General features: G+C 71.4%; 31 protein-coding genes and 1 pseudogene. 15 read left to right on the plus strand and 17 right to left on the minus strand.

Going from position 1 to position 25,637, the window contains the following annotated elements; all coding sequences use genetic code 11:
- Positions 1 to 71: 71 nt before the first annotated feature.
- Positions 72 to 1,208 carry an IS701 family transposase gene (locus WBK31_RS12250; protein ID WP_364070935.1) on the plus strand — a complete coding sequence of 379 codons (1,137 nt, stop codon included), beginning with the start codon at positions 72 to 74 and terminating at the stop codon, positions 1,206 to 1,208.
- A 266-nt stretch (positions 1,209 to 1,474) separates the two neighbouring features.
- Here WBK31_RS12250 and WBK31_RS12255 read toward each other — a convergent pair whose 3' ends face one another.
- Together WBK31_RS12255 and WBK31_RS12260 are read right to left on the minus strand one after the other, a co-directional pair.
- Positions 1,475 to 1,789: a Clp protease N-terminal domain-containing protein gene (locus tag WBK31_RS12255; RefSeq protein WP_406674827.1), complete on the minus strand. Its 315-nt coding sequence runs from the start codon at positions 1,787 to 1,789 to the stop codon at positions 1,475 to 1,477.
- Positions 1,786 to 2,055, minus strand: coding sequence for a GlsB/YeaQ/YmgE family stress response membrane protein (locus tag WBK31_RS12260; protein WP_406674828.1), 270 nt, complete (start codon positions 2,053 to 2,055; stop codon positions 1,786 to 1,788). Before WBK31_RS12260 ends, WBK31_RS12255 begins: the two co-directional genes overlap by 4 nt.
- Positions 2,056 to 2,164: 109 nt before the next feature.
- On the opposite strand from WBK31_RS12260, the gene WBK31_RS12265 reads away from it, so the two are divergent.
- Positions 2,165 to 2,731, plus strand: coding sequence for a TetR/AcrR family transcriptional regulator (locus WBK31_RS12265; protein ID WP_406674829.1), 567 nt, complete (start codon positions 2,165 to 2,167; stop codon positions 2,729 to 2,731).
- A gap of 226 nt (positions 2,732 to 2,957) precedes the next feature.
- Positions 2,958 to 4,118 (plus strand): annotated as a pseudogene (locus tag WBK31_RS12270) (DUF2397 domain-containing protein); the annotation flags it as partial.
- A 626-nt stretch (positions 4,119 to 4,744) separates the two neighbouring features.
- On the opposite strand, the gene WBK31_RS12275 reads toward WBK31_RS12270, so the two are convergent.
- A complete protein-coding gene (locus WBK31_RS12275; protein ID WP_406674830.1) occupies positions 4,745 to 5,506 on the minus strand; it encodes a helix-turn-helix transcriptional regulator in 762 nt (253 codons plus the stop codon).
- Between the two features lie 312 nt (positions 5,507 to 5,818).
- Here WBK31_RS12275 and WBK31_RS12280 point away from each other — a divergent pair, with 312 nt between their 5' ends.
- Genes WBK31_RS12280 through WBK31_RS12290 form a run of 3 tightly spaced genes read left to right on the plus strand, consistent with a single transcriptional unit; the run spans position 5,819 to position 7,615 of the window.
- Positions 5,819 to 6,706 carry an alcohol dehydrogenase catalytic domain-containing protein gene (locus WBK31_RS12280; protein ID WP_406674831.1) on the plus strand — a complete coding sequence of 296 codons (888 nt, stop codon included), beginning with the start codon at positions 5,819 to 5,821 and terminating at the stop codon, positions 6,704 to 6,706.
- Positions 6,634 to 6,897 (plus strand): hypothetical protein, encoded by a 264-nt coding sequence (locus WBK31_RS12285; protein WP_406674832.1) that lies wholly within the window; start codon positions 6,634 to 6,636, stop codon positions 6,895 to 6,897. The genes WBK31_RS12280 and WBK31_RS12285 overlap by 73 nt, the downstream gene beginning before the upstream one ends.
- A gap of 58 nt (positions 6,898 to 6,955) precedes the next feature.
- On the plus strand, positions 6,956 to 7,615 hold the full coding sequence (locus tag WBK31_RS12290; protein ID WP_406674833.1) for a cysteine hydrolase family protein: 660 nt from the start codon (positions 6,956 to 6,958) through the stop codon (positions 7,613 to 7,615).
- Here the strand turns inward: WBK31_RS12290 and WBK31_RS12295 are convergent.
- Positions 7,596 to 8,489 carry a LysR family transcriptional regulator gene (locus WBK31_RS12295; protein ID WP_406674834.1) on the minus strand — a complete coding sequence of 298 codons (894 nt, stop codon included), beginning with the start codon at positions 8,487 to 8,489 and terminating at the stop codon, positions 7,596 to 7,598. The genes WBK31_RS12290 and WBK31_RS12295 overlap by 20 nt on opposite strands.
- Before the next feature lie 84 nt (positions 8,490 to 8,573).
- Here WBK31_RS12295 and WBK31_RS12300 point away from each other — a divergent pair, with 84 nt between their 5' ends.
- Positions 8,574 to 9,302 (plus strand): aspartate/glutamate racemase family protein, encoded by a 729-nt coding sequence (locus tag WBK31_RS12300; protein ID WP_406674835.1) that lies wholly within the window; start codon positions 8,574 to 8,576, stop codon positions 9,300 to 9,302.
- Positions 9,303 to 9,345: 43 nt separating this feature from the next.
- On the opposite strand, the gene WBK31_RS12305 is transcribed toward WBK31_RS12300, so the two are convergent.
- Together WBK31_RS12305 and WBK31_RS12310 are read right to left on the minus strand one after the other, a co-directional pair.
- Positions 9,346 to 10,014 (minus strand): response regulator, encoded by a 669-nt coding sequence (locus WBK31_RS12305; protein ID WP_406674836.1) that lies wholly within the window; start codon positions 10,012 to 10,014, stop codon positions 9,346 to 9,348.
- The gene (locus WBK31_RS12310) at positions 10,011 to 11,219 is read right to left on the minus strand and encodes a sensor histidine kinase (protein WP_406674837.1); all 1,209 of its coding nucleotides are present in this window, start codon (positions 11,217 to 11,219) and stop codon (positions 10,011 to 10,013) included. The genes WBK31_RS12305 and WBK31_RS12310 overlap by 4 nt, the downstream gene beginning before the upstream one ends.
- A gap of 202 nt (positions 11,220 to 11,421) precedes the next feature.
- On the opposite strand from WBK31_RS12310, the gene WBK31_RS12315 reads away from it, so the two are divergent.
- Both WBK31_RS12315 and WBK31_RS12320 read left to right on the plus strand, forming a co-directional pair.
- The gene (locus tag WBK31_RS12315; RefSeq protein WP_406674838.1) at positions 11,422 to 11,640 is read left to right on the plus strand and encodes a DUF5957 family protein; all 219 of its coding nucleotides are present in this window, start codon (positions 11,422 to 11,424) and stop codon (positions 11,638 to 11,640) included.
- Positions 11,637 to 13,154, plus strand: coding sequence for a multicopper oxidase family protein (locus tag WBK31_RS12320; protein ID WP_406674839.1), 1,518 nt, complete (start codon positions 11,637 to 11,639; stop codon positions 13,152 to 13,154). The genes WBK31_RS12315 and WBK31_RS12320 overlap by 4 nt, the downstream gene beginning before the upstream one ends.
- 37 nt (positions 13,155 to 13,191) lie before the next feature.
- On the opposite strand, the gene WBK31_RS12325 is transcribed toward WBK31_RS12320, so the two are convergent.
- From WBK31_RS12325 to WBK31_RS12335, 3 genes are all read right to left on the minus strand, one after another.
- The gene (locus WBK31_RS12325; RefSeq protein ID WP_406674840.1) at positions 13,192 to 13,521 is read right to left on the minus strand and encodes a cupin domain-containing protein; all 330 of its coding nucleotides are present in this window, start codon (positions 13,519 to 13,521) and stop codon (positions 13,192 to 13,194) included.
- A 53-nt stretch (positions 13,522 to 13,574) separates the two neighbouring features.
- Positions 13,575 to 14,039 carry a hypothetical protein gene (locus tag WBK31_RS12330; RefSeq protein ID WP_406674841.1) on the minus strand — a complete coding sequence of 155 codons (465 nt, stop codon included), beginning with the start codon at positions 14,037 to 14,039 and terminating at the stop codon, positions 13,575 to 13,577.
- Positions 14,040 to 14,165: 126 nt separating this feature from the next.
- A complete protein-coding gene (locus WBK31_RS12335) occupies positions 14,166 to 14,792 on the minus strand; it encodes a TetR/AcrR family transcriptional regulator (protein ID WP_406674842.1) in 627 nt (208 codons plus the stop codon).
- A gap of 73 nt (positions 14,793 to 14,865) precedes the next feature.
- Here WBK31_RS12335 and WBK31_RS12340 point away from each other — a divergent pair, with 73 nt between their 5' ends.
- Positions 14,866 to 16,086 (plus strand): cytochrome P450, encoded by a 1,221-nt coding sequence (locus WBK31_RS12340; RefSeq protein ID WP_406674843.1) that lies wholly within the window; start codon positions 14,866 to 14,868, stop codon positions 16,084 to 16,086.
- 109 nt (positions 16,087 to 16,195) lie between these two features.
- Here the strand turns inward: WBK31_RS12340 and WBK31_RS12345 are convergent, their stop codons facing one another.
- The 5 genes from WBK31_RS12345 to WBK31_RS12365 all read right to left on the minus strand — a co-directional run bounded on the left by WBK31_RS12345 (position 16,196) and on the right by WBK31_RS12365 (position 19,086).
- Positions 16,196 to 16,696, minus strand: coding sequence for a hypothetical protein (locus tag WBK31_RS12345; RefSeq protein ID WP_406674844.1), 501 nt, complete (start codon positions 16,694 to 16,696; stop codon positions 16,196 to 16,198).
- A gap of 89 nt (positions 16,697 to 16,785) precedes the next feature.
- Positions 16,786 to 17,154, minus strand: a complete 369-nt coding sequence (locus WBK31_RS12350; protein WP_406674845.1) for a DoxX family protein — start codon at positions 17,152 to 17,154, stop codon at positions 16,786 to 16,788.
- Positions 17,151 to 17,927, minus strand: a complete 777-nt coding sequence (locus WBK31_RS12355) for an SDR family oxidoreductase (protein WP_406674846.1) — start codon at positions 17,925 to 17,927, stop codon at positions 17,151 to 17,153. The genes WBK31_RS12350 and WBK31_RS12355 overlap by 4 nt, the downstream gene beginning before the upstream one ends.
- Positions 17,928 to 18,005: 78 nt before the next feature.
- Positions 18,006 to 18,314 (minus strand): hypothetical protein, encoded by a 309-nt coding sequence (locus WBK31_RS12360; RefSeq protein ID WP_406674847.1) that lies wholly within the window; start codon positions 18,312 to 18,314, stop codon positions 18,006 to 18,008.
- Positions 18,315 to 18,609: 295 nt separating this feature from the next.
- Complete coding sequence (locus WBK31_RS12365) at positions 18,610 to 19,086, minus strand: DUF3237 domain-containing protein (RefSeq protein ID WP_406674848.1); 477 nt, start codon at positions 19,084 to 19,086, stop codon at positions 18,610 to 18,612.
- A 463-nt stretch (positions 19,087 to 19,549) separates the two neighbouring features.
- Between WBK31_RS12365 and WBK31_RS12370 the strand changes: the two genes are divergently transcribed.
- The 4 genes from WBK31_RS12370 (at position 19,550) to WBK31_RS12385 (ending at position 21,925) form a co-directional block, all read left to right on the plus strand.
- Complete coding sequence (locus WBK31_RS12370) at positions 19,550 to 19,777, plus strand: hypothetical protein (protein WP_406674849.1); 228 nt, start codon at positions 19,550 to 19,552, stop codon at positions 19,775 to 19,777.
- A 527-nt stretch (positions 19,778 to 20,304) separates the two neighbouring features.
- Positions 20,305 to 20,805: a SigE family RNA polymerase sigma factor gene (locus WBK31_RS12375; protein ID WP_406674850.1), complete on the plus strand. Its 501-nt coding sequence runs from the start codon at positions 20,305 to 20,307 to the stop codon at positions 20,803 to 20,805.
- Positions 20,802 to 21,080: a hypothetical protein gene (locus WBK31_RS12380; protein ID WP_406674851.1), complete on the plus strand. Its 279-nt coding sequence runs from the start codon at positions 20,802 to 20,804 to the stop codon at positions 21,078 to 21,080. The genes WBK31_RS12375 and WBK31_RS12380 overlap by 4 nt, the downstream gene beginning before the upstream one ends.
- Before the next feature lie 131 nt (positions 21,081 to 21,211).
- Positions 21,212 to 21,925 carry a hypothetical protein gene (locus WBK31_RS12385; RefSeq protein WP_406674852.1) on the plus strand — a complete coding sequence of 238 codons (714 nt, stop codon included), beginning with the start codon at positions 21,212 to 21,214 and terminating at the stop codon, positions 21,923 to 21,925.
- Between the two features lie 24 nt (positions 21,926 to 21,949).
- Here WBK31_RS12385 and WBK31_RS12390 read toward each other — a convergent pair whose 3' ends face one another.
- A complete protein-coding gene (locus WBK31_RS12390) occupies positions 21,950 to 22,342 on the minus strand; it encodes a hypothetical protein (RefSeq protein WP_406674853.1) in 393 nt (130 codons plus the stop codon).
- A gap of 601 nt (positions 22,343 to 22,943) precedes the next feature.
- On the opposite strand from WBK31_RS12390, the gene WBK31_RS12395 reads away from it, so the two are divergent.
- Positions 22,944 to 23,075, plus strand: coding sequence for a hypothetical protein (locus WBK31_RS12395; protein ID WP_406674854.1), 132 nt, complete (start codon positions 22,944 to 22,946; stop codon positions 23,073 to 23,075).
- Between the two features lie 92 nt (positions 23,076 to 23,167).
- Here the strand turns inward: WBK31_RS12395 and WBK31_RS12400 are convergent, their stop codons facing one another.
- Complete coding sequence (locus tag WBK31_RS12400) at positions 23,168 to 24,340, minus strand: NAD(P)/FAD-dependent oxidoreductase (protein ID WP_406674855.1); 1,173 nt, start codon at positions 24,338 to 24,340, stop codon at positions 23,168 to 23,170.
- A gap of 12 nt (positions 24,341 to 24,352) precedes the next feature.
- Positions 24,353 to 25,564 carry an erythromycin esterase family protein gene (locus tag WBK31_RS12405; protein ID WP_406674856.1) on the minus strand — a complete coding sequence of 404 codons (1,212 nt, stop codon included), beginning with the start codon at positions 25,562 to 25,564 and terminating at the stop codon, positions 24,353 to 24,355.
- Positions 25,565 to 25,637: the final 73 nt, after the last annotated feature.

Here is a 25,637-nt window from a genome sequence, read left to right on the forward strand (position 1 = left end):
GATCGGCGGTGGCCGTGGCAGCCACGGTAGCCGAAATCGACCCGCGTGTATGGGCCGATGCGTTCGATGACCTGTTCGCGCAGGTAGTGGCACCGTTCTTCGGCCGGCGTGAGCCGCGGATCAGAGCGCGTGGTTACCTGCTGGGCCTGCTGAGTTCGCTGGAACGCAAGAACGGCTGGTCCCTGGCCGAGTTCGCCGGAGACGCGACACCCGACGGGATGCAACGACTGCTCAACCACGCCCGCTGGGACGTCGATGCGGTCCGGGATGCACTGCGGGCCCAGGTCGCCGAGCGGCTCGGGTGCCTGGACGGGGTGCTGGTGGTCGACGACACCGGGTTCGAGAAGAAGGGCCGCCGCTCGGCCGGGGTGCAGCGCCAGTACACCGGCACGGCCGGAAAGATCACCAACTGTCAGGTCGGAGTGTTCGCCTCCTACCTGCACCCCGGCCGGCAACGGGTGCTGATCGACCGGGAACTGTATCTGCCCGCTTCCTGGTTCACCGCACCCGAGCGGCGCACCGACGCCGGCATCCCGGAGCAGGTGGAGTTCGCGACCAAACCGGAGCTGGCCTGGAGGATGATCGAGCGGGCCGCCGACGATCCGCTGCTCACCTTCGCCTGGCTCACCGCGGATGAGGGCTACGGCGACAACCCCGTGTTGCGTGAGCGGTGCCGCAGCCGGGGTTTGAGCTACGTGTTCGCTGTCTCCTGTGACCACCCGATCGTGCTGGCCGGCCGGAAGATGCGTGCCGATGAGGTCTTCGCCGCGCTGGAGGAGCAGGCGTGGCAGCGTTACTCCTGCGGCCAGGGTGCCAAGGGCCACCGCTACTACGACTGGGCGTGGATCCCGCTCGGCCCGGCCGAGTGGCTGCTGGCCCGCCGCTCCATCACTGATTCCGGCGAGCTGGCGTTCTACACCTGCTGGGCCACCGGCCCGGTCGCGCTGCCGGAGCTGGTGCGAGTGGCGGGATCGCGGTGGAGCGTGGAGGAATGCTTCCAGGCCACCAAGAACGAGGTCGGCCTGGACCATTACCAGGTCCGCAAGCACCTGGCCTGGTATCGGCACGTCACGTTGGCCATGGTCGCTCACGCTCACCTGGCTTTCCTCGCCGCCGGCCCACCCGGCGCAACGGGCGCTCAGCAGGGCGAGGCTTTCTCGGGCCTGGCCACACAGGGGGCCCTGCCGACAGGGACGATCACAGCTTGAGGGTGCGAACGGTGACGATTCCGGCGAGCTGATCCCGCTTACCGTCAACGAGATCCGGCGTCTGCATGCTCATCTTGCCCAGCCCCGGCACCCTGCCAGTCATCGAATCCGCTGGTCACAGTGGCGACGTCGGCATCAAGCCCGCGCCCGCCGCTGCCATTACCAGCGACAGCGACGAATCATCGATCACTAAATGCGGCTGGAGTATTAAGGGACGTCGGCTGAGCATAAGCCGAGTACCACCGAGTCATCGCCTGAGAAGGGGTTCAAGGGGCGGACGGCGGGTGACCGGAGGGCCGTACCCGCCCATCGATCAGAACGTCAGTGGTGGGCGTGCGATACCCATCACCGCCCATCGTCGCCACGAGCTTCGCCTCCAGCTCGCCGAGCTCGACCATCCCGGCGAGCACCTGCGTGGGCACCGCGTCACGGTCGCGCAGCAGGGCGAGGAAGAGATGCTCGGCGCCCACGTACCCGGGCCCCATCGAACGCGCGATCCGCGCCGCGTCCTCGACGACCGCCTCGTACCGAGGGGTCGGCGTGGGGTCGCCGGAGGACGCCGGCTGCTCGTGGCGGGTCATCTGCGGCGCTTACCGTACGTGCCTGCCGTCAGCGAGACGCCGAGCGCCGCCAGGGCCACCTGGATGCCCAGCTCGATCCAGTCGACGCCCGAGGTGTCGGCGACGCCGAGAACGGCGGCGATCGCGGTGCCGATCAGGGCCGCCACCACACCGATCACGATCGTCAGCCAGATCGGGATGCGCTGCCGTCCCGGGATGACGAGCCGCCCGAGCGCGCCGATCACGATGCCGACGATGAGGCCGGAGAAAATGCCGGTTATCTCCACCGCGCGTACCTCCCGATCGCACAGATGCGTCTGCCCTGGGAAACGAACGCCGCACCGGCACGGTTCCGATCACGACGAGGCGTTGCGCCGCTCGTAGTCCGCGAAGCGCGTGGCGCGAGCGGCGGACCAGGAGAAACGCAGGCGGCTCATCGAGGCGGCCATCGACCACCTCGACCGGCACGGCGTCGGCGAGTTCTCGCTCCGGCGGCTCGCCGAGGCCATCGGCACGAGCGCCCGCATGCTCGTCCACTACTTCGGCACCAAGGAGAACCTCCTGAGCCAGGCGCTCACCGCGTCCCGGCCGGACGTCCCCGCCCTGCTCGGCACCGTCCGCGATGCCGCCGGCCTGCGCGAGGCGGCCTTCGCGCTCTGGCAGGACAGTGCGGAGGGCGCCCAACGCCGCAACGTCAAGCTGCTGCTGGAGACGATGGCCCTCGCGACCGCACCAGGCCACCACTACCGGCCGTTCGTCCAGGAGGCGGTGACCGCCTGGGTGACGCCACTGGCCGCCGCCTTCGTACGTATCGGTTTCGACGAGGCGGAAGCCGAGGCCCGCGCGACCGCCCTGCTGTCGGGGCTCCGCGGCCTGCTCCTCGACCGCTACGCCACCCACGACACCACCCGCACCGACGCCGCCGCCCAAGCCCTCATCAACGCCCTCCTGCCTCTGGAATAGCACCACCACAGGTAACCGGAAAAAGCGAGACCGCCGCCCGAACGCCCGGAAAGCGACGTCCGATTTCGGCGACAATTGCTCGTCTGATGGGCGCCAGCCCTCGTCACCCTGCTGCTCGTAGCTTTATTGCGCGAGTTGACGGTCCGTTTCGAACGGACGAGAGGATGATGACGTCGACGCGTCAAGCGAGCCGCGGGCGCGGCTCGATCTCTATCGCTACGCCACCGCCGACTTCGCGTACGACTACATCGCGCTAATGCGGCTGTTCACCGGCACTCTTCTCACGGACCTGTCAGCGTCGGAGGCAGCCGTTCTCCTGGCAGGCGCCGGCATCACGCTCTCGGTCGACGAGGTGGAGGCTCGCTGCCGCCGGCTCATGGATTGGGGGAATCTGACCCGGTCAGGGCGCGACGCGCGTGTGGCGACGGTCGCCGAATGGCTGCGCTCCCGTTCGTGTTATCAGGTGTCGAAACTCGGCGGACGTGTGCACCGCCAGATCGAGGAGGTGCTGTCGGCGACCGACGGCGCACGGGAAGTGGCCCGGGAGCTGCTCAACGGCACCGTCGAGGTTCTCGACCGGATCCTGCAGCGGCTCTCCCATGACCACGACATCGACGCTGAGGCGCTGGCCGCCGACGTCACGACGATCTTCAACAACCAGAGACTGTTCATGGAGAGCGTCCGGGACTTCTACGCCTATCTCCATCAGGTCCTGTCACGGTATGACCTGTCCGGCGGCGAGTACTCGGCGTTCAAAACCCTTCTCCTCGAGTACGTCGACCTCATCACGGCCGACGTCGCCCGGCACGCGCCGGCAGTCGCCGCCCGGCTCAAGAGGATCGTCGCCGATCTCGACCGGCTGCTCACGACCTTGGCCGCCCTCCCCCGGCTCACCGGTCCCGACGGAAGTCCCGCCGAGCGCTCGCCGGGGCGGACGGAGGCCGAATGGCAGGAGCTGATCTCGTGGTACAGCGGTGAGGACGGCCGGTCGGGTCCCGCCCAGCTCCGAGCCGCCGCCGAGCAGGCGCTCGGGCAGCTCCTCACCAACGCCAAGCACATGCTGGCCGCCTCACGGACAGGCGTGTCCCGCCGCGACGATTTCCTGCGCCTCGCCGCGTGGTTCGCCGAAGCCGACACCGAGACGGCGCATCGTATCTTCGTCGCCGCTTTCGGCGCCTACCCCTCGCGGCACCTGCTGATGGGGCCCGACGAGGCAGGAGTGCGCGCCACGGCCGGCACCTCGTGGTGGGAGGCCGACCCGGCCGAGGTCCCGGTCTCGCTGCGCGAGCCCGGGGATAGGGCCGCACGGGGCTGCACGGCGCGCGTTCCCGATCCGGGTCTCTGTTCCATGTTTTGTCCGCCTTTCCTGAGGGCCGGCCAGCGGTGATGAGCCACTCACCTGCCGGAGGAATGCGTCGGCTCGAAGATAAGCATCGGCACTGACATTTTTTCCGGGCCGACGATGCGACTCGAAATTCCCTTCTAGATCATGACAAAAGCCTTTTGTTGGCGCTAAATGCGGAGCGTACGTCAGCGCCGGTGTCCATGATGGCCGGAATACCGTTTTTGGTAAGGAGTAAGGCGGACAGGCCGTGGTGTTCCCCCGCGACCGTGCTGTCACACGCACGCCTGGTGCTGACCGCGTGCACGCGGCACTCCGCCGAGTCGAACGTCTGGGTGAGTCTCGGATTGCTGAACTCGGGGTCCAGGACAAGTTCATCGCGCGTTGGTACAACGAGGACGGATGCGGCCAGACGTGGGCAGTCTTCGATCTCGCCAAGGGGAAGGTCCGCGCTCAGGTCGCCTGCGAACCCATCAGGGCTGGCTGGAGACGACGACTTCGAGGGAATTTCGGTGTCGGCCGACAGCCGCTGTCTCGTCCGCCGGCACACCGCCTTCGGCCTGGAGAAGGGCACCGGCCACTGCTTCGAGGAGACCAGGGAGGAGCATGGTCGCCTATTCGCACGCGGAGCGATCCCACGTGGGTGATCCCGCACGTGGCACCGGCCACGCTCAGCGGGGCGTGTACACGGTCAGGCGCAGGGCCGGGTCCTCGTTGGTTTGAAAAGTCGCGTAGTCGTAGGCGCGGCCGCGCAGCACCTTCCCGCCCGCCCCGCTCCTCGCGACGTCGTGCTCCTCCCACCAGCGGCGGAACTCGGGGAAGCCGCGCCGCAGACGGTCGGCCAGGGCGGTGAAGGCCGCGTCCGGCGCCTGCAGGTCGTACGCGGCCCTGAACTGAGCGGTGGTGTGGCGCGCCTGCGCGGCCCAGTTCTCGCCGAAGACTTCGCGGGCCATCGGGGTGAGCAGCAGGTAGACGAGGACGTTGCGATCGTCGGAGGGTAGCCGGTCGAGGCCGGTGAACAGGTCGGTCGCGGCGGCGTTGGCGGTCAGGATGTCCCAGCGGCGGCCGGTCACGTACGCGGGCCGGTCGAGGCTGTGCACCAGGCGGACGGTGCCCTCCGGGGCGTGTTCTTCTGTGAACGCGGGGCGGGTGGGGTGGCGGGCGAGGGTGCGCAGGTGGGCGTGCTCGGTCTCGTCCAGGCAGAGGGCGGCGGCCAGGGCGTCGATCGTGGCGGGGGAGGGGGTGACGGCGCGGCCCTGTTCGAGGCGTACGTACCAGTCGATGCCGATGCCCGCGCGTTCGGCCACCTCCTCGCGGCGCAGGCCGGTAGCGCGGCGGCGCGGGCGCGGTGGCAGGCCCACCGCCTCGGGGGTCAGGCGCTCCCGCCTGGAGCGCAGGAAGTCGCCGAGCGCGCGGCCGGTGGACTCGGGCATGATCGTCCCCTTCCCGACGTCTGGCGGTTCCCAGGGTGGTATCGGGCCATCCCAGGACGATACCGGTCCTGGTTACGCCCCGGTCGGGCGGCCAGCATGAGTGCCGTCCAACGAGTCGGGTGGTGGGCCTGAGGGCGTCCCCTGGAGTCGGGCGGTCGGCGGGCGTCCAACGAGCCGGGCGTTCGGCGTGCGGGCCGTCCCTGGGGTCGGGCGGCCGGCATGAATGCCGTTCAACGAGCCGGGCGGTCGGCATGGGGGCCGTCGGAAGAGCCGGGCGGTCAGCAGACGAACCACCCAAAGAGAAGGAGCGCCATGAAGGCGGCTGTACTGAAAGAGTTCGGGTCTCCGCTGTCGGTGGAGCAGGTGCCGGACCCCGCGCTGGGCACGGGCGAGGTGGTGGTGGACGTCGTGGCGGCGCCGGTGCTGCCGTACGCGGCCGAGGTGTTCAGCGGGGAGCGGCGGTATCCGTTGACCCTGCCGGTGACGCCGGGGGCGGGGGCGATCGGCGTCGTACGCGCGTGCGGCCCCGACGCCACCCGGCTGGCCCCGGGCGACTGGGTGCTGTGCGACCCCACCATCCGCTCCAGGGACGGCGCGCTGACCCCCGACATCACGTTGCAGGGATTGAGCGCCAGAGGCGAGGGCGGGCTGCTGCTGCAGCGCCACTACGGCCAGGGGTCGTTCGCCGAGCGCCTGCTGATCCCCACCGAGAACGCCGTGCCGCTCGGCCCCATCGACCCCGCCGACGCCGGGCGGTGGCTGGGGCTGACGCTGTGCCTGGTGCCGTACGGCGGGTTCCTCGCGGGCGGGCTGCGGCCGGGGGAGACGGCGCTGGTCAGCGGGGCGACCGGCAACTTCGGCGGCGCGGCGGTGGCCGTGGCGCTGGCGATGGGCGCCGCCCGCGTCGTCGCGCCGGGACGCAACGAGCACGCGCTGGCGGAGTTGCGCCGCCGCTTCGGCGACCGGGTCGCCACCGTACGGCTGACCGGCGACGCGGACGCTGACAGCGCGCGCATGGCCGCACAGGGCCCGGTGGATCTGGTGCTCGACATCCTCCCGCCCGCGGCGGGGCCGGCTCCGTACGGGCCGCCGCCATGGCCGTGCGCGAGGGCGGCAGGGTCGTGCTCATGGGCGGCGTCGGCATGCTGGACGGCGCCGAGCTGGCGCTGCCGTACCGGTGGCTCATGCGCGGCAACGTGACGGTGCGCGGCCAGTGGATGTACCCGCGCGAGGCCCCGCCGCGGCTGATAGCCCTGGCCCGTGCAGGTCTGCTCGACCTCACCCACTTCGAGGTCACCGAGTTCACGCTGGACGACGCGCGGGACGCCGTGGCGCACGCCGCCGAGAAGTCCGCACCGTTCCACCTGACGGTCATCCGCCCCGACCAGTGAAATGATCATGGGCGTAGACTCCAGGAAGCCCATCGGACTTCCGGGAGGGAGGGCGTTCGTGAACCCCATCACCGACCCCCATCTGACACCTCACTGGGTCACCTCCGCGTTGCTGACCATCGACGTGCAGCGCGACTTCCTGTCCGAGTCGCCGTACGGCATCCCAGGCACCACCGAGGTGCTGCCGCAGGTGGCCAGGCTGGCCGAGGCGTTCCGCGGTGCCGGGCGGCCGATCGTGCACCTCATCCGCCTGTACGACCCGAGCGGCGAGGACGCCGACCTGGTACGGCGGACGCTGCTCTCCCAGGGGGCGAAGATCGTGCTGCCGGGCAGCGAGGGCAGCGAGATCGCGGGCGAGCTGCTGCCGGCGGGCGCGCCGCCGCTGAAGGCGGACCTGCTGCTGTCCGGCGAGCCGCAGACCCTGGGCGAGCGCGAGGTGGCGCTGTACAAGCCGCGCTGGGGCGGCTTCTACCGCACGCGCCTCGACGAGCTGCTGCGCGGCTGGGACGTCGACACGCTGGTGGTGGCCGGCTGCAACTTCCCCAACTGCCCCCGCGCGACGCTGATCGAGGGCAGCGAGCGGGACTACCGGCTGGTGCTCGCCGACGACGCGACCTCGCGCATCCACGACGCCGGGCGTACGGAGGTGGCCGGCATCGGCGTGAACGTCCTGGCCGTCCAGACCATCACCGACGCTCTCAAGGGCGAGACCGCCTGAGGAGCGTCAGCGCCCGCGCGAGCAGCGGGCTCGCATCGTCCGCCCGGTACACCAGGTGCAGCCTGCTGACCGTGCCGCGGATCGGCCGCGCGGCGACGCCCTCCCGGTGCAGGGTGCGGTAGGAGCCGGCCATCACGGTGGCGCCGAACCCGGCGGCCACCAGCGCGAGGATGGTCTGCACGGTCCGCCCCTGCCGCACCACCCGGGGCGCGAACCCGGCGCGGTGACACAGCGCGATCACCTCGTCGTACGAGCGGGGCGCGGACTCCCGTGGCCATAGCAGCAGCGGGAGGTCCGCGAGCGCGGAGGCGTCCACCGGGTCGGTGCCCCGGGCGAGGGGATGGGCGGCCGGGAGGAAGAGCACGAGCGGCTCGCTCACCCACGGCTCGGCGACCAGCCCCGCGTGGCGCACCGGCAGCCGGTGCACCGCCAGGTCGAAGCCGCCGTCCAGCACCCCCATGGACATCTCGACGTCGTCGAACAGCTCGACCAGGTCGAGCCGCACGCCGGGCAGCTCGTCGCGGAGCCGGCCGAGGGCGGTGCCGAGCCCGCCGTTGATCCCCGACCCGGCGAACGCCACGGTCAGCCGCCCGCTCAGCCCGCGCGCCGCCGCCGCGACGTCGTCCAGGATCGCCTCCGCCTCGGCGAGCACCCGCGCCGCGCGATCCACCAGCGCCCGCCCGGCCGCCGTCGGCGTCAGGCCGCGCCTGCCCCGGACGAACAGCTCGACGCCCAGCCGGTTCTCCAGCTCGCGGAGCTGCCTGCTGAGCGTCGGCTGGGTGAGGTGCAGCCGGCGGGCCGCCGCGCCGATCGAGCCCTCTTCCGCGATCGCGGTGACGTACGTCAGCACCCGCAGGTCATACTTCCAGGGCATGACCGCGATGCTAATCCATGCCCGGCATACCACCCCTGGTGCGCACTCCGCGAGGATGGAAGGGCACCACGACAGGGAGACCGCATGACCAAGCACCTCGGCATCCTCGGCCACAGCGCGGAGGGCGCGGCGCTGTGCTTCCGCACCTTCTGCCGGCTGGGCGAGGAGGCGCTCGGCGAGCACGAGCATCCGGACGTGACGCTGGACTGCATCTCGTTCGCGCGCTGCATGCCCGCCTACGACCGCGGCGACTTCGACGAGATCAGGGCGACCATGGAGGTCAGCCTCGACCGCCTCGCCCAAGCGGGCGCGGACTTCTTCGTCTGCCCGGACAACACCGTCCACCAGGCCCTGGAACGGCCGGGCCGCGACTTCCCCATCCCCGGCCTGCACATCGCCCACGTGGTGGCCGACCACGCGGCACGCGCCGGACACCGCAGGGTCGCCCTGCTGGGCACCCGCTACACCATGGACGGCCCGGTCTACCCGGCGGCGCTCGGGGCGCGCGGCATCGAGGCGGTGGTGCCCGAGCCCGGCGACCGCGAGCTGGTCAACGAGATCATCTTCAGCGAGCTGGTCAAGGGCGTCTTCACCGACGCCTCGCGCGAGACGTTCAAGAAGATCATCCAGAGGCTCGCCGAGCGCGGCTGCGACGCGGTGGCGCTCGTCTGCACCGAGATCCCGCTGCTCGTCACCCCCGAGTCGTCACCGCTGCCCACGCTCGACTCGACCAGGCTGCTCGCCAGGGCGGCCCTCGACGTCGCAGTCGGCCGCCGCCCGATGCCGACCTGGCGCGGCGGCCCATACACATAAGGCGGCCCGTACGCACAAGGCGGCCCGTCCACGTGATCGGCCCTTACGCCTGACCGGCGCGCCCTGGCGGCACCAGCCCGCTCTCGTACGCGATGTGCACGAGCTGCGCGCGGTCGCGGGCGCCCAGCTTGGTGAGCAGCCGGCTGACGTACGTGCGCACGGTCGCCGGGCTGATGAACAGCCGCCCGGCGATCTCGTCGTTCGGGCGGCCCGCCGCGATCTCGGCGAGCAGCTCGCGCTCCCGCTCGGTGAGCTGCGAGATCAGGCCGGAATCGGCGGGCCGGTACGAACCGGCGACCGCGGCCATCACCCGCTTGGTCACCGACGGCGACAGCAGCGCCTCACCGGCCGCCACCGTGCGGACGGCGGCGCGCAGCTCCTCCGGCCGGGTCGTCTTGATCACGAAGCCCGCCGCGCCCGCCCTGATCGCGTCGAAGATGTGCTCGTCGGTGTCGAACGTGGTCAGCATGATCACCCGTACGTCGCGCAGCCGCTCGTCGGCGGCGATCCTGCGGGTCGCCTCGATGCCGTCCACCCCGGGCATCCGGATGTCCATGAGCACCACGTCGGGCCGCTCGGCGAGCACCAGCTCGTACGCCGCCGCGCCGTCGCCCGCCTCCCCGGCCACGGTGATGTCGTCGGCACGGTCGAGCAGCGCGGCGAGCCCCGCGCGCATCAGGTCCTGATCGTCGACCAGCACCACCCGGATCACTGTCGTCCAACCTCCACAGGCAGCCAGGCGTCCACCACGAACCCGCCGCGTTCCGGCGCCCCGGCCACGTCCACCCTGCCGCCCAGCAGCGCGGCGCGCTCGCGCATGCCCTCGATGCCGAAGCCGGAGCCGCCGCCGGGATCGGCGGCCTGCCCGCCGCCTTCCCGCGCCGGCCCGCCGAACCCGCCCACGCCCCGCCCGTCGTCGGTCACCCGGATGCCCAGCCCGCCGCGCTCGTAGCGCAGCTCGACCTCGGCCCTGCTCGCCTCCGCGTGCCGCAGCGTGTTGGTCAGGGCCTCCTGAACGATGCGGTACGCGGTGGTGTCGACCACGGCGGGCAGCGGCACCGGCTCGCCCTCGGTGCGCAGCTCCACCGCAAGGCCGCTCTCGCCGGTGGCGGCGAGCAGGCTGTCGAGGTTGCGCAGCGTCCCCGTCGGCGCCCGGTCCTCGGGCTCCCCAGGCGACCGCAGCAGCCCGAGCGTGCCGCGCAGCTCGTGGATCGCCTCCTCACCGGCCGACCTGATGGTCTTGAGCGCGGCCCTGACCGTCTCGGGGTCGTCGTCGAGCGCCTCCTCGGCCACGTCGGCCTGGACGGCGACCAGCGCGATCGTGTGGCCGATCACGTCGTGCAGGTCGCGGGCGATGCGCAGCCGCTCGTCCTGCACGCGCCTGCGCGCCTCCGCCTCGCGCTCGGCCTCTGCCTGCCGCGCCGTGCGCAGCTGCTCGGCGCGCAGCAGCCGGGTCGCCCGTACGGCGGCGCCGAGCGCGATGGCCGCGAACATCAGCCCGACGGTGGAGGCCAGCTCGAAGCCGAGCAGGTAGGCGAGGCTCTCGCCCTCGCGCAGCCGGAAGAACGTACTCACCGCGATCAGCGCGGCCCCGGTCACCGCGGAGATCAGCAGCTTGCCCGCCTCGGCCGCGGAGTAGAGCGCGGCGGCCACGGGCAGCGCCAGGCCGATCGCGGGATAGCCGGCCGCGTAGTAGGAGAGCAGCCCGGAGGCCGTCGCCACCAGCGCCAGCACGGGGAAGTGGCGGCGGACGAACATCAGCGCGCCGAGGCAGACGGCGAACAGGTACGCCAGGAAGTCGGGGCTCCGCGCGCCGCCCAGGTCCATCGCGATCGCCACGGTGACCACCAGCGACGTGCTCAGGCCGATCGCGGCGTCGGTGAGCACCGCGCGCAATCCGCTCCTTCCCAGCTCCACCCGGCACAGGATAGGCCAGCGGCGCTGACATCCACAGTCGTCAGAAGTTGACACCTGATGTCGTCAAAAATCACTTCATAGCGCCGTACGTCATCCTCCGGAAGTCGACGCCGATCGACGACCGTACGCCGATGTGCGCGGCACCCCCGCCCGCCTAAGGTCGTCGCCGTCCATGACCCCCGAAGGAGAAGGGACACACGACATGCGCACCCTCGGCGTCGCCATCCTCGGCCTGTTCGTCGGCCTGGCGGCCGGATTCCTGCTGTTCAGCGAACTGGTGGCCAGGCTCGTCGTCCACGACGGCACGGTGGACCCGCCCTGGACCTTCGTGATCGGGTTCGGCCCGCAGGTCCTCGCGATCGTGGGCGCCGCGGCCGCCGTCCTGATCGACCGGCGCAGGGGCGGAGGCGAGTCGCGATGACGCTCTCGCGCCGTGAGCTGCTGCGGATGGCGGCGGGCGGGCTGGCGCTCGCGCCGTTCGCCACCGCCTGCTCGGGCATCGCGGTCAGCGGCGGGGCCAACGTCGAGACCGAGTCCAGCGCGGGCGCCCTGCTGCGCAGCAAGGCGAAGCTGCCCGAGCCGTTCACGCTGCCGTTCCGGGTGCCGCCGGTCCTGCGGCCGAGCCGCAGCGACGGCGACACCGACCACTACGAGATCACCCAGAAGGCGGCCGAGGTGGAGATCCTGCCAGGGCTGCGCACGGAGGTGTGGGGGTACAACGGCGTCTTCCCCGGGCCCACGATCGTGTCGCGGCGCGGGCGGCGCACCGTCGTACGGCACCGCAACGAGCTGCCCGTCCCCGTCGTGGTGCACCTGCACGGCGGCCGCACCCCGCCCGAGAGCGACGGCTACCCCACCGACCTGGTCAAGGCATCGGGAGGCACGAAGGAGTACGCCTACCCGCTCGACCAGCCCGCCGCCACGCTCTGGTACCACGACCACCGCATGGACTTCACCGGCCCGCAGGTCTATCGCGGCCTGGCCGGGTTCCACCTGCACCGCGACGACGAGGAGGAGGCGCTGCCGCTGCCGCGCGGCGACCGCGACGTCCCGCTGATGATCACCGACCGGGCGTTCGCCGAGGACGGCTCGTTCAGCTACCCCTCGCTGGACCCGTCGCTCCAGGGCGAGCCGGGCGTGACCGGCGACTTCATGAGCGGCGTGCTCGGCGACTGCGTCCTGGTCAACGGCGTGCCGTGGCCCGTCATGGAGGTCACCGCCGCCCGCTACCGCTTCCGCGTGCTCAACGCCTCCAACGCCCGCCGCTACCTGCTCGCCCTCGACCCGCCGCCGCCGGACGGCGCCGCGTTCACGCAGATCGGCAGCGACCAGGGCCTGCTCGCCGCGCCCGTCGGCCACGACGAGCTGCAGATCGCCCAGGCCGAACGCTTCGACGTGGTCGTCGACTTCTCCCGCTACCCGATCGGCACCCGGGTCACGCTGCGCAACAAGCTCGGCAAGGACGGCACCGGCGACGTCATGCGGTTCATCGTCGCGCGCAGGGGCAGCGACGACAGCCGCATCCCGGACCGGCTCGCCGACATCCGGCCGCTGTCACGGTCGGACGCCGTGGCCGAGCGGGAGTTCACCTTCGAACGCGGCGGCGCCGAGCACAACGGGGTGACCCTGTGGACGGTGAACGGCACGCCGTTCAGCCCCGACACCATCGCCGCCACGCCCAAGCTCGGCACGGTGGAGCTGTGGAAGCTGCGCGCCCAGAACGTGCCGCACCCGATCCACATCCACCTCGCGCCGTTCCAGGTGCTCGACCCCGGCCCGTACGCCGGCGGCTGGAAGGACACCGTCGACCTGCGCAGCGGCGACCAGGCCGAGGTGCTGGTGAAGTTCGACGGCTACCGGGGCAAGTACGTCTTCCACTGCCACAACCTGGAGCACGAGGACATGATGATGATGGCCAACTTCGACGTGCGCTGAAGGGGCCGCCCGGCGGGTGACGCGGGCGGCCCACCATCTAGGAGCGGTTGCCGTACTGCTCGGTCTCCGGACGTTCGATCAGCAGCGCGTGCGCCGGCTGCTCGGCCACCGGGCGATGCCGCACGCCCTTCGGCACCACGAACAGCTCGCCCTTGGAAAGGGTCACCGGGTCGCGGCCCTCCATCTCGATGCGGAAAGCGCCGTCCCAGCACAGGAACAGCTCGTCCTCATCATGCTCGTGCCAGGGGAACTCACCGTCGAGCCGGGCGACCCGCACCACGGTCTCGTTGGCCGTGGCGAGGTCGCGCGGCTGCCAGGGACCGGGCAGCGTGGCGACGACCTTCTCGATCGACACGGGCTCCGTCATGACGTTCATCCTTTCCGATGACAGCGAACGATCAACAGAGCCATCCAGGATATTCACCGCAGCCGCCACCGCGGCTTGAAGACCGACAGCGCGGTCGAGGCCAGCAGCATGACGATCTGCGTGCTCAACGCCGCGACCTGCCCCCACTGGCGCGAGTCCGCGACCTGCCGCGCGCCTTCGGTGGCCGCGGCCATCTCCTCGGGATCGAACACGAAGATGCCCACCCCGATGACGGCCACGAGCAGGACCAGCTTGACCGCCACCCAGTAGTAGCGCAGCAGCCCCCAATGACCGCCCAGGCCCAGCGTGACGCCGGTGATCAACGCGGTGAGGCTCAGCGGTACGCCGCCCGCGAAGATCATGAAGGGCATCAGCCGGTACGCCGTGTGCGCCAGCTCCAGGTCCTCGGTCAGCGTGGCGACCGTGTTGAGCACCACCAGCCCCCACACCTCCCCGGTCAGTGCGACCGAGGCGACGATGTGGACGACCAGCAGGGTCTTACGGATGCGCGGTGCCATTGATCTCGCCTCACCTCTGTCGTCGGCATGCGCAGCCATCGTCGCGGCCGCGCGCAGGGTGCGGCGTCCGCCCAGGGATGGCGCTCCCGGTACGCCGCCGGGCGTACGCGAGAGCGCGACGGGGCGTCAGGCGGAGGGTTTGGCCGAGGACTCCACGCCACCTGCGATGACCTCGACGGCGCGCCGGCCCGCCGCCAGGATCTCCTCAGGCGAGCCGCCGCGCTGCTGCGCGACGAGGCCGGCCACGCCCATGGCGCCCCAGAAGCCGCCGACGACGGCGGCCGCCGCGATCAGGTCGAGCTGATCGGGGTAGGCCCGGTGCAGCGCCTCGGCGAGGCGCGGCTGCTGGTCGAACATCAGCGACAGTGCGCGTGCGCGCAGAGCCGGCTCGGAAAGGAGCAGCCGGGAGCGCGCCGTGGACAGGGCGACGTCAAGCTCGTCGTCGTCGGCGAACCCCTGCACGAGCAGGCCGTAGAGCCGCAGCAGCAGCGCGCCCAGCGGCTCGCCTGGCTCGCGCTCGGCCACCGCCTGGACGAGCTGATCCAGGCGGTCCTCCGCCTGCAGGAAGAGCACGTCCTCCTTGCTGCCGAAGTAGGTGAAGAAGGTCCGGGGTGAGACCTCGGCGGCGGCGGCGATCTCGTCGACCGTGGTGCGCTCGTACCCCTTCTCGTCGAACAGCCGGATGGCCGCCTCCACCAGCTTGCGGCGCGTCCGCACCTTCTTGCGCTCGCGAAGTCCCACGTCAGCAGACATGCAGCAACGTTATCACAGGACCTGCAAATATGCAGACCTTGCAATTCTGCAGAGTCTGCGTTTTTCTGGGGGCATGACAACCGATGGACAAGCCGCGGGCGAGCCCCTGCCCGGCCTGCCGACCGACCGGCCCGGCCCCTTCGACCCGCCCGCCGCGCTGCGCCCGCTACGCGACCAGGGCCCGCTGCACCGCATGACCTACGCCGACGGCCGCCAGGGCTGGCTCGTCACCGGCTACGCCGAAGCCCGTACGGTGCTGGACGACCCGCGCTTCAGCAACGACTTCCATGCCGACTTCAGCCCGCCCATCGAGGAGATGGCGGTGGTGAAGGCCCCGGAGACCAAGCTGCCGCCCGGGTTCTTCCTGGCGATGGACGACCCGGAGCACGCCCGCTTCCGCAAGCTCCTCACCGGCCAGTTCACCACTCGCCGCATGCGGGCGCTCGAACCGCGCATCGCCGAGATCGTCGAGGCGCACCTGGACGACCTGGCCCGCACCGGCCCGCCCGCCGACCTCGTGACGGCCTTCGCGCGGCCCATCCCCTCCATGGTCATCTGCGAGCTGCTCGGGGTGCCGTACGCCGACAGGGACCGGTTTCAGAAGGACGCCGCGATCATGGTGGACCTCGCGAACAGCGCGGAGGAGCGGGCCGGCGCCGTCCAGCGCGTCATGGGCTACCTCGCCGAGCTGGCCGGGCGCAAGCGCGCGGAACCGGCCGACGACGTGCTGAGCGGGCTGATCGCCGCCGGCGGCGGGCTCAGCGACGCCGAGCTGACCGGCGCCGCCACGTTCCTGCTGGTCGCCGGCCACGACACCACCGCCAACATGCTGAGCCTGGGCGCCTTCCTGCTCCTCCAGAGCCCGGACCAGGCCGCACTCCTGCGCCAGGACCCCGGCCTCGCCGACCGGGCGGTGGAGGAGATGCTGCGCTATCTCACGATCATCCACATCGGCCCCATCCGCGTCGCCACGGAGGACGTGCAGATGGCCGGGCAGACCATCCGCGCGGGCGAGACCGTGACCCTCTCCCTGCCGGTGGTCCACCGCGACCCGGACCGCTTCCCCGACCCCGACCGGCTGGACCTCACCCGCCCCGGCCACGGCCACCTGGCCTTCGGCCACGGCATCCACCAGTGCCTCGGCCAGCAGCTCGCCCGCGCCGAGCTGCGCGTCGCCTACCCGGCCCTGCTGCGCCGCCTCCCCGGCCTGCGCCTGGCCGTGCCGCCCGAGCAGGTGCCGCTGCGCACGCGGGCCACGCTCTACGGCGTCGATCGGCTCCCGGTCACCTGGTGACACGACCGCGTCCCGGCACGCCGCGAGGCGTACCGGGAGCTCACGAGGAGTCTTGCGCGAGGCCGCGCGCGGGGCTCGGCCCCGGCGGAACGGCCGCTGCGCGCGGGGTTCAGCGGGCGGGCCTGCTGCTGCGACGGAGCCTGCGCCACGCCTGAGCGCACCAGGCGACCACGCCGACGGCCGCGCCGCTGCCGAGGCCGATCATCATGGCGATCCCGCTGGTGTACGCGCGGAGCGCGAGCTCCTGCCAGGCGGGGTCGAAGCGAGCGGCGAAGGCGAGGGCGCTCTCCGGCGGGCTGTGGCCCAGCGAAGGCCCCACATCCCAGAGGATCTGGTGGACGATCAGCAGCGACAGGCCGTACAGGGCTCCCAGCACGAGGAAGTCCAGGAACGGCCGGCGCGTGCCGCGTACGAGCGCGACCACCACCCACGCCGCGAACGGCGCGAGCGCGAGCACGTCGTACAGCAGCGAGCTCTCCGGGGCGACGATGCCCAGGTCGGCGAGTACGGTGCGGGGCAGCCCGGCCGCGATCAGCGCGAGCATGAGCGTCACCGGCATGTCGGTGCCGGGGAAGCGGCGGGCGGGGGAGTTCAGGATGTCAGCATGCATGGCCCGAGTGTGTTCCGGGTCAGGGGGTGGGACATCGGCTCCGGGGCGCGCCCTCCGCCGCGCTCTCTACACCCCGCGGCGTACCCCCGTCACGTCTGCACGGCGTAGACGCCGAAGCCGATCACGGCCACGCACGCCGCGGCCGCGAACAGCACCACGTTGACCGCCACGGACAGGTACTCGCGCCGCCGGAGATGCAGCCGCATCGCCAGCACCATGATCACCGCGAGGCCGGCGGCGGCCAGCGGGGTGAGCGCCGACGCGACGCCCGTGGCGGCCGGCAGCACCACACCCGCCGCGCCGGCCGCCTCCGCGAGCGCGATCAGCAGGACCGACGTCATCGAGTAACCGCTCAGCGCCTCGGGCAGGGCGTCGGGAGCCTGCAGGACCTTCAGCAGCGCGGACGTCAGGAAGATCGCCGCCAGCGCGCCCTGGACCGCCCAGAGGAAGGCGCTCACAGCCCGGCGGCGGATACACCGCCGTCGATGGTGAAGATCGCACCGGTGGTGTAGGCGGAGCGGTCGGAGGCGAGGAACGCGACCAGGTCGGCGACCTCGCGGGGGAGGGCGGCGCGGCCGAGCGGGAACATGGCGGTCAGCTCCGTGTGCCGCGACTCGTCGCCGAAGCGGGCGCGGGCCTGGGCCTTCATCAGGGTCTGGATGCGTTCGGTCGCGACCGGGCCCGGGTTGACGCCGACGACGCGGATCCCGTCGGCGAGACTGCGCCCGCCCAGGGCCTTCGTGAACGTCATCAGCGCGGCGTTGCCGGTACTACCGGCGATGTAGTTGGCGTCGTAGCCTTCGCCGGACGCGCCGATGTTGTTGATGATCACGCCGTGGCCGCGCTCCTTCATCCTCGCGTACAGGTGGCGGGTGAGGTTGATGTAGCCGTACACCTTCAGCTCCCAGCCGTGCCGCCACGCCTGCTCGTCCACCGCGTGCAGGGGGCCGCCGGGGATGTCGCCGGCGTTGTTGATGAGGATGTCCGGTACCTCGACCGTGGTGGCGAACCGGTCGAGGTCGTCGCCGCGCCGCAGGTCCACGACGTGGACGCGGGCGTCCACCCCGTGCTCGTCCGTTAACCGGGCGGCCAGCTTCTCCAGGTCGGGGCCGCTGCGGGCGGCCAGGTCGAGGTGGCAGCCCTCCTCGGCGAGCACCTCGGTGATGGCCGCGCCGATGCCGCGCGACGCGCCGGTGATGAGGGCGCGCTTGCCTCGCAAGTGCAGGTCCATGATGTCGTCCACCTTTCGGGAACCGTCAGTTTCGACAAGCATTGACGAAACCGGCGGTTCCGTCAATGGGGAGCGTCATCACGGGACGGGCGCAGGGCGGGCCGCGAGCACGTTGCACCAGGAGCGGGAGACGGCGTTCTCGGCGTGCTCGCGTACCTCGAAACCCGCCTCGGCCAGGGCGGCGAGCAACGCTTGCGGCTCGCGGTGTGCGAACCAGCGCAGGTGACCGTCGCCCGCGACCGGCTCCCACCCCTCACCGTCGCCGGTCGCGGCGCTCAGCCCGAGCAGGCCGCCCGGCCGCAGCGCCGCATGCCAGGCGCGCAACGTGGGGACGGTCTCGGCGACCGGCACGTGCACGAGCGCAGCCGCCGACCACAACCCGTCCACGACCCGGCTGCCGGCGGCGGGCGGAGCAGATCACCCACGGTCACGGGCACGCCCCGACCGGCGGCCAGCGCCGCCATCGCCGCCGCGCCGGGCGGCCGCAGGCCCGTGTCCGGGGCCGAGGAGGCGATCGCGTCGCCCGCGGCGTCGATCTGCTTGGGCCGCAGTGGCTTCTTGCTCACCTGCCGGCGCGACGGTTCCGGCGGCCTGCGTACTGTCCCGGGCCGTCCCCCGCTAGTGAGCGGCAGTCCGGGTGTGCAGCGGGCTCACGGTCCCGGCTCAGTCAAGCGATGAGGGCTCACTGAGGGGGCAGGGGCGGCGCGGCGGCCTCGACGGTGTAGAAGGCAAGATCCACGCCCATGGTGCCGTCTGCGCGGAAGGGCACGAGCGAGCCGACGATGGGGACGTCGTTGAGCCAGAAGTAGGCACCCTGAGGGGCTTCGATCCGGCAGGCGGTGATGCCGAGCGTGGCGTCATCGTCGCCGCGTAGGCTGCCCTGATTGGATACGGTCAGGATGACGCCGTCGTCGGTCCGCAGGGCGTAGGTGGCGCTGACGAGCGTCGTGCCATCGTCGCGGGCGATCGCCCAATCGGCTCCTCCGGGTACGACGTGGCCGCTGATCCTGCCGGTGACGGTGCCGCCCGTGATGGGAATGATCAGCCGCTGTCCGGCGCGGATCCGGCCGGCGTCGATCGGCTCTGCGATCTCCACGTGAAGGCCGGCGAGCGGGCGCAGGCTCAGCGACGGCGCGGAGGTGGTCGCGGGAGTGGTCAAGGGGCTCCTCTCCAGGGATCCCGAAACTATCCGACTTGTTGTGCAGCGTTCAAGAAGTGGCGTCGGGAGGGGCCATGGCCGCTGGCGGCAGGCCGGGCCGAGCGCGTGCCTCCGTCCGGCGGTCTCACGATCCGCGGACACTGCGCACGCGTGAGGCGATCGTGAGCGCGGCCCAGGAACTGGCGCGGGAACCGGCCGGGGAGCCGGAGGGAGAGATCACGGTCGCCGACCCGGCGGCCCACGAGGGCTGAGGGCGGCGGGCTCACCGTTCGGGACCGGTCCCGAACGGCGGGTGTACGATCCCGAGTACACAAAAACATTCTGCAGGAAAGGCATGCGGATGGTTTTGCGGGCCTCGCATTGCCGCCGGTCGATTCGAGTCGGGCGCTCGGCCCCTGCGGTGTTGATCCGCCCTGGTCGCCCCGCCGACATTTATGCAACCGACAAGTAATCGGGAGATGTCATGACGCGCAGACAGGCGCGCATCGGATTCGCGATCTGCGTCGTGCTCTGGTTGGTCGCCTCCCAGCAGGCGGGGCCGGAACCAGTGGATTTCTACTACAATCCCATCACAGCCTTTCTTCTCTATATTGGGCCGTTGATCGGTCTGGTTTTCCTCGTCCTGTCATTCGTCGGTCGTAAGGAAACGAGTCGGGCCCGGCGCGATCCCGAGCAGGAATCGGAACAGTGATCGGCGGTCGACCGCACCGCGGTCACGACGTGCCCAGCTCGAAATAGACCGTTCAGCACCTGCACTGGTGCCGGACACGGGCGCGGAAACGTCACCTGCGCCCCGCCGCATCGGCTACGCCTTCCGGCCCATCGTGACCGCCTCGCCGGCAGATCCAAGAAGCAGCCTCTAGCTGTCGCGGCGGACCGCGAGCACGCCACCCGGCCGCAGCGCCGCATGCCGGGCGCGCAACGTGGGGACGGCCTCGGCGACCGGCACGTGCACGAGCGCAGCGGCCGACCACAGCCCAGGTCGGCGACGCGCGCTCCGGCGGGCAGCGGGGCGGTGAAGCGGGCGCGGAAAGCGCGGAACGCGGCGTCCGGATGCTCCGAGCGCAAGGCATGGGTGGCGGCGATACGGTCGTACGTCGCGGCGGTCCGTGCGGTGAGGTCGTCCATCACGCGAGTATCCGCCGGGGACGTCATGGTTCAACAGTTCGGACTTCCCGGCCGTCTATCCCGTGACGGTACGAGGAAAGGCAGAAGTCATTGGATGACGAGCCCCGCTTCGAGGACTTCGTGGCGGAACGAGCCGACGCCCTGCTGCGCTACGGCTACCTGATCAGCGGCGACCCGCACGACGCGGCCGACCTCACGCAGGAGGCGCTGATCCGGCTGCATCAGGCGTGGCCCCGGGTCCGGCGCAAACATGCCCCCGAGAGCTACGTGAAGATGATCATGGTGCGGCTGCACATCAGCACCTGGCGGTTACGCAGGCGCGAGCGGCCCGACTGGGCGCTGCCCGAGATCGCGGGCTTCGACTCGCCGCCATCCGACAGCGACGAGGGCCTGTGGGAAGCGCTCGCCACGCTGCCCCGCAAGCAGCGGGCCGTGCTGGTGCTGCGCTACTACGAGGACCTGTCCGACGCCGACATCGCCGCCGTGCTCGGCATCTCGCGCGGCACCGTACGCAGCCACGCCTCGCTCGGCCTGGCCAAGCTCCGTTCCATGCTGCCCAGCACTTCAGAGATCAACGGGAGCCCCGCATGACCGACCCCCTGGAGTCCCGCCTGCGAGCCACGCTGGGACGCGCCGCCACCCGCGCGCCGCAGGCACCGCCGAGGTTCTCGGCCGAGGTGGTGGCCAGGTCGCGGCGGCGCAGGATGCGCAAGAACGCGCTGCTGGCCGGCGTCTGCGTCGTCGCCCTCGCCACGCCCGTCACGATGCTGATCGCGGGCGGCAGCGGCGATCCCGGCTACGTCGCCGTCGTCGTCACATCCACCCCGGCCCCGCCCGGCGAGCCGGCCCCATCGGCGAGCGCCTGACGATCGAGAACCCCTCCGAGAGGCGGCCCATCTCGTTCTGGTACGCCAGGACGACGAGCGGCGACACCGTCCTCTGCCACCAGCAACTGGCGAGGACGGGAGCTAGCTCGAGCTCCTGCGGCGACAAGCCGGTGGACGGCGAGCAGGCCACAGAGCAGGGCGACACCCGGACGTTCCCGCTCCCCGCCACGGGCAAGGTCCTGCACTACGGCAGCGCGGGGACCGAGGTCACCCGGGTCACGGCCGTACTGAAGCAAGGCGGGCGCGTCACCGGCACGCTCACGACTCCGCAGGGCGCCCCGCAGGCCGTCTGGACCGTGACCGTGCCCGCGGGCAAACCGGTGACGGCGATCGAGTTCGCCGGCCGCGACGGCAAGACGATCAAACGGATCGCGCCGCGCCCGCTGACGGTCCCCGAGGCGACGGCCAAGCCCGTCGGCGACACGGTGAAGATGCCCGCCAAGCTCGACGCCGGCCTTTACCAGACGCCCGACAGGACGCTGATCTGGAAGCTGGACGGGCAGGCCGTGGGCCTGCACCGCCTGGCCGACGTGCAGACGCTGCTCGACATGGGCGGCAACCGCATGAACGTGGAGCTGCGCGAGTACGACAAGCGCTGGTTCGGCATCACCGGCGACCAGACCGCCCGCGTTGCACTGATCTTCCAGGACGGCACCTCGGTGAGCGCCGCCACCAGGCCGGACCCGTGGAAGCTCGGCGGCTTCCGGATGTTCGCAGGGACGCAGGAGCGTACCGACGACCTGTACGCCGAGGGCTTCACGATCGCCGGTTACGACAAGGACGGCACGGAGCTCTGGCGCGAGAAGCACGATCCCACGCGCTGACAAGCCCCGGTCGGCGGGCTGGTCTTAGCCGAGCGCTCGGGCGGGGACGGCGAGGCTCACCGTGGTCCCCTCACCCCGTACGGCGTTCACGGTCAGCCCGCCGCCCAGCCGCGCGACCTCGGCCCGGCGCGCCTCGTACGGCTCGGCCGCCATGCCGTGCCCGTCGTCGCTCATCGTCAGCCGTAACCCGCTGGACCCCACGGTGAGAGCGACGCAGACCGTACGAGCGCGCCCCTGCCTCTCCACCTCCTCCAGTACGTCGCCGACCACGCCGTGAACGAGACCGTCGACCCGGCCAGGGAGGGCCCGGCCGGGCAGGGCCCACACCTCCACCTTGACCCCGGTCCGCAACGACCATTCCTCCAGCCGCTCCTCCAGCGAAGGCGCCCGGCTGACAGACTCGGTTCCTTTGATCACGTGTTTCACCCCGATCATCGTCCGCGAGGAGACCGGGCGGCTTGCTGACCACGCGGCTCCACGGCCAAGATCATCCCACCGATTCGCACGTTCCGATTCCGCCCCAGGCTGGCACGGTCAACTCACCCCTCGGTTGCAGCCCGCTAAACCCCCAGCCCTCGGGGCACGTGGCCGCTTCGATCCCGAGAAAACCGATCAAGCACAGAAGGGGTGTCATCCGACCGCGCTCGAACCGCCCGGGCTCGTAACGTAGGCGGCGTGACGACCGGCACGGTGGACGAGCTGCGCGCCGCGCTGAGCGGGGCGTCGGTGCCCGAGTTGCGGCGCAGGACGGAACGGCTCTGGCGGGAGTGGCAGGGGCGGCCGGGTGATTTGTTGGACGCGCTCGTGGCGTTGTGGGAGCCCGATGGTGAGCGTGAGGTTCGCATGGGCGTCGCCATGCTGCTGGGTGCGGTGGCGGTGGGGGAGCGGACGGCGCTGGATGTCATGACCACGACCTGCGCCGACGACGGCGACTGGCGGGTGCAGGAGGCGCTGGCCAAGGGGCTCGACTGGCACTGCGCGCTGCGGGGCTGGCAGGAACAAAAAGCACCCCGAGCTGGTGCTGGTCACGCTCTCCGGCTGGACGGACACCACCCCCGCCGGAGCCTGGACCATCGAGCACGCGTGCCGGCACCTCACCAAATCCCACCCCGACGAAACCGCCACAATCCTGGCCGAACTGCGGAAATGACGGCGAGGCGGGCACCCAGGCCGGCCTCGCCGTCAACGATCGACTTCCGGCGAGGCGGCCGCCGGGGCTGGCCTCGCCGTCAACGCCCCCTCTCAGGCCCCTGCCGGTTCCGCGTTCAGGATCTGCGCGTACTCCTCGACGTTCAGGTGCCGCCCCTTGAGCTGGGACGTGAGCTCCGCGTCGAGGATGCCCAGCTCGAGCAGCCCGTCACCGCGCTCCTTCGCATGCTGCCTGATGTGCTCCTGCGTGGCGGCGTCCACGTAGTCCTCCCAGTCGGGTGCGTACGTCGCGCCGCCGTCCGGGCCGAGCGGGAGCACGATCCCCGGCAGGCCGGGCCGGTAGGCGGTCAGCTCGTCATCACCCTGGAGCAGCGCGCGGATGTTGGCCGCGATCACCGACGCGTGCCGGGTCGCCGCGCTCGCCTGCTTGGCCTCGGGGATCGCGGTGACGTCGCCGAGCGCGAACACCCGCGACTGGCCGGGCAGCCGCAGCTCGTCGGTGACCGCGAGCCGCCCGTCCGGCCGCCGCGCGGAAACCAGGCTCCCGGCCAGGTAGCCGGTGTCGGGGACGCCGCCGAAGCAGCGGAACCAGATGTCGGCGGTGAGCCGTTCGCCGGAGTCGAGGGTGGCGGTGAACGTCGCGTACTCACCGGCTTCCGACGGGGGCTGCTCGCGCAGGCGCGCCCCGAGGACGACCCGGATGCCCAGCGCGTCGAGCTGGCGGCGCAGCTCCGCCCTGAACTCGGCGGAATACCCGCCGGAGACGATCTCGGACCCCGGGTCGAGGAGGGTGATCGACTTGTCGGGCCAGGCCGCCAGGATCTCCCCGGCCAGTTCGAGCCCGACAGGACCGGCGCCCAGCAGCAGGACGCGGCCGGCCCTCGCGAGCGCCTCGCGGGTCGCGTGGTACCTCTCCTTGGCGGCGGCGCTGTCCTCGACGTCCACCTTGGCGGGGAACGGGTAGGACGAGCCCGTCGCCAGCACGATGTAGCCGGCCTCGATCCGCTCGCCCGATCGCAGCCAGACGGACGTCTCGTCCACCCGCACGGCCCGGTCCCTGATGATCGTGCCGCGCTCGAGCAGCCGGTCGTAGGGGAGGAACATCCGGTCCGTCCAGCCCGGATCGGTGAGGCCGCGCAGCGCGGCGACGTTGTGGACGAAGGTGTCCCGAGGCTCGACGAGCACCACGTCGGTGACGCCGTCGAGCTCCTTGGCGACGGTGATGCCGCCGTATCCGCCGCCGATGACGGCCACGGTCGTACGCATATCGTTCTCTCCTCACAAGAGGGTGGTCGGGGTGACGGTGCCTACCTGCAGCACGGCGTCGAACCATTCGTCGAGCCGCCCGGCCGTCAGGTAGTGCTCGGGATCGGCTTCCGCCTTGTAGATCCCGCTGATGATGCGGAGCTTGTGCGGCCCGCCCAGCCAGTCGTTCACCGGCTCGGGCCGAGGCGAACGCAGGTCGAGCAGATAGCGATCAGGCCCTGCGGCGAGCACGGCGTCGGCCGACCCGGGCATCGGATCGGGAACGACCTGGCCCGGATGCAGGCCGCTCACATCGCCGCGCGCGAACGCGATCAGCAAGGAGACATAGCGCTCGCCCAGCCGTTCGCGCAGCTCGTTGCCGACGCTCTGGAACGGGCCGAGCAGGGCGGCGGGGATGACGCGGGGCGCGTTCGCGGTGAACGACATGCCCTCCCAGTAGGCGATCTTCACGCCGTCGTCGCGCAGCAGCGAGGTCAGCACGGCGACCGAGCGGCGCCTCGTCTCGGCGTAGTCGAAGCCGCCGCCGGCGAAGCTGCCGGCGTGCGCGTCCACGATCAGCTTCGCCTTCTCCAGCGCCACGCCTGGGTCGGGCAGCGCGGCCACCAGGTCGAGGGCGTCGCGCGCGTGCTCGACGAAGGGACGTCCAGGATGGACGCCCCGCGCGTGCTGCACGTGCTCGGGCACCTCGTGTGCGGTGACGATCACGTCGTAGTGGCGGCGCAGCTCGGGGACCAGCTCGGGACGTACGCGGGCCACATGCTCGATCACGGCCTGGTAGTCCGCGGGCCGGGCGGACGGAGCGTCCAGCCCCACGATCCGCAGCGGGTCGGACCGATGCCGCCGGTTGAACGCCCGCGCCCACTCGACGACGGCGCGCAGCTCCGCGGTCCGCCACGGGGCCCACAGCTCGGACATCGCCGTACGGACGTCTTCGTCACCGCCGAGGACATAGGCGTTCACCCGCTCGACCGCCACCTCGTCGTCCTGGATCGCGAGGACGCGGAACCCCAGGTCCTCGACCAGCAGCCGCAGCACCCGGTGCGCCTGCGTCATCACCTCGTGCGCCGCGCGGGTCTGCTCGCCTATCCCGACGATCTCCGCATCGGCCAGCAGCTCGCGAAGCGGGTGGAGGTCGGTGAGCGCGTCCGCCGGGTCGGTGGTCGTCAGCGCGCGGGCGTGCTCGGCCACCCACCGCCGGGCGGCGGTCTCTGTCGTACGTGCCATGCGTCCGAGGCTACGAGCGTACGGTGAGACAATGAATGCTCAGCTGTGGCACTTTTATACGCGAACGTATCAA

Origin of the sequence: Nonomuraea sp. N2-4H, from assembly GCF_045291505.1 — a bacterium.
Classification (GTDB): Bacteria; Actinomycetota; Actinomycetes; order Streptosporangiales; family Streptosporangiaceae; genus Nonomuraea; species Nonomuraea fastidiosa.

Bases quoted from the DNA above. Each gene is read 5' to 3' on its own strand.
- WBK31_RS12315 (WP_406674838.1), top strand. From the start codon at position 11,422: ATGCGCACCCTCGGCGTCGCCATCCTCGGCCTGTTCGTCGGCCTGGCG.
- WBK31_RS12300 (WP_406674835.1), top strand. From the start codon at position 8,574: ATGACCAAGCACCTCGGCATCCTCGGCCACAGCGCGGAGGGCGCGGCG.
- WBK31_RS12330 (WP_406674841.1), bottom strand. From the start codon at position 14,039: ATGGCACCGCGCATCCGTAAGACCCTGCTGGTCGTCCACATCGTCGCC.
- WBK31_RS12255 (WP_406674827.1), bottom strand. From the start codon at position 1,789: ATGACCCGCCACGAGCAGCCGGCGTCCTCCGGCGACCCCACGCCGACC.
- WBK31_RS12280 (WP_406674831.1), top strand. From the start codon at position 5,819: ATGAAGGCGGCTGTACTGAAAGAGTTCGGGTCTCCGCTGTCGGTGGAG.
- WBK31_RS12275 (WP_406674830.1), bottom strand. From the start codon at position 5,506: ATGCCCGAGTCCACCGGCCGCGCGCTCGGCGACTTCCTGCGCTCCAGG.
- WBK31_RS12370 (WP_406674849.1), top strand. From the start codon at position 19,550: ATGACGCGCAGACAGGCGCGCATCGGATTCGCGATCTGCGTCGTGCTC.
- WBK31_RS12320 (WP_406674839.1), top strand. From the start codon at position 11,637: ATGACGCTCTCGCGCCGTGAGCTGCTGCGGATGGCGGCGGGCGGGCTG.
- WBK31_RS12335 (WP_406674842.1), bottom strand. From the start codon at position 14,792: ATGTCTGCTGACGTGGGACTTCGCGAGCGCAAGAAGGTGCGGACGCGC.
- WBK31_RS12380 (WP_406674851.1), top strand. From the start codon at position 20,802: ATGACCGACCCCCTGGAGTCCCGCCTGCGAGCCACGCTGGGACGCGCC.
- WBK31_RS12285 (WP_406674832.1), top strand. From the start codon at position 6,634: ATGGGCGGCGTCGGCATGCTGGACGGCGCCGAGCTGGCGCTGCCGTAC.
- WBK31_RS12340 (WP_406674843.1), top strand. From the start codon at position 14,866: ATGACAACCGATGGACAAGCCGCGGGCGAGCCCCTGCCCGGCCTGCCG.
- WBK31_RS12355 (WP_406674846.1), bottom strand. From the start codon at position 17,927: ATGGACCTGCACTTGCGAGGCAAGCGCGCCCTCATCACCGGCGCGTCG.
- WBK31_RS12325 (WP_406674840.1), bottom strand. From the start codon at position 13,521: ATGACGGAGCCCGTGTCGATCGAGAAGGTCGTCGCCACGCTGCCCGGT.
- WBK31_RS12400 (WP_406674855.1), bottom strand. From the start codon at position 24,340: ATGCGTACGACCGTGGCCGTCATCGGCGGCGGATACGGCGGCATCACC.
- WBK31_RS12295 (WP_406674834.1), bottom strand. From the start codon at position 8,489: ATGCCCTGGAAGTATGACCTGCGGGTGCTGACGTACGTCACCGCGATC.
- WBK31_RS12345 (WP_406674844.1), bottom strand. From the start codon at position 16,696: ATGCATGCTGACATCCTGAACTCCCCCGCCCGCCGCTTCCCCGGCACC.
- WBK31_RS12405 (WP_406674856.1), bottom strand. From the start codon at position 25,564: ATGGCACGTACGACAGAGACCGCCGCCCGGCGGTGGGTGGCCGAGCAC.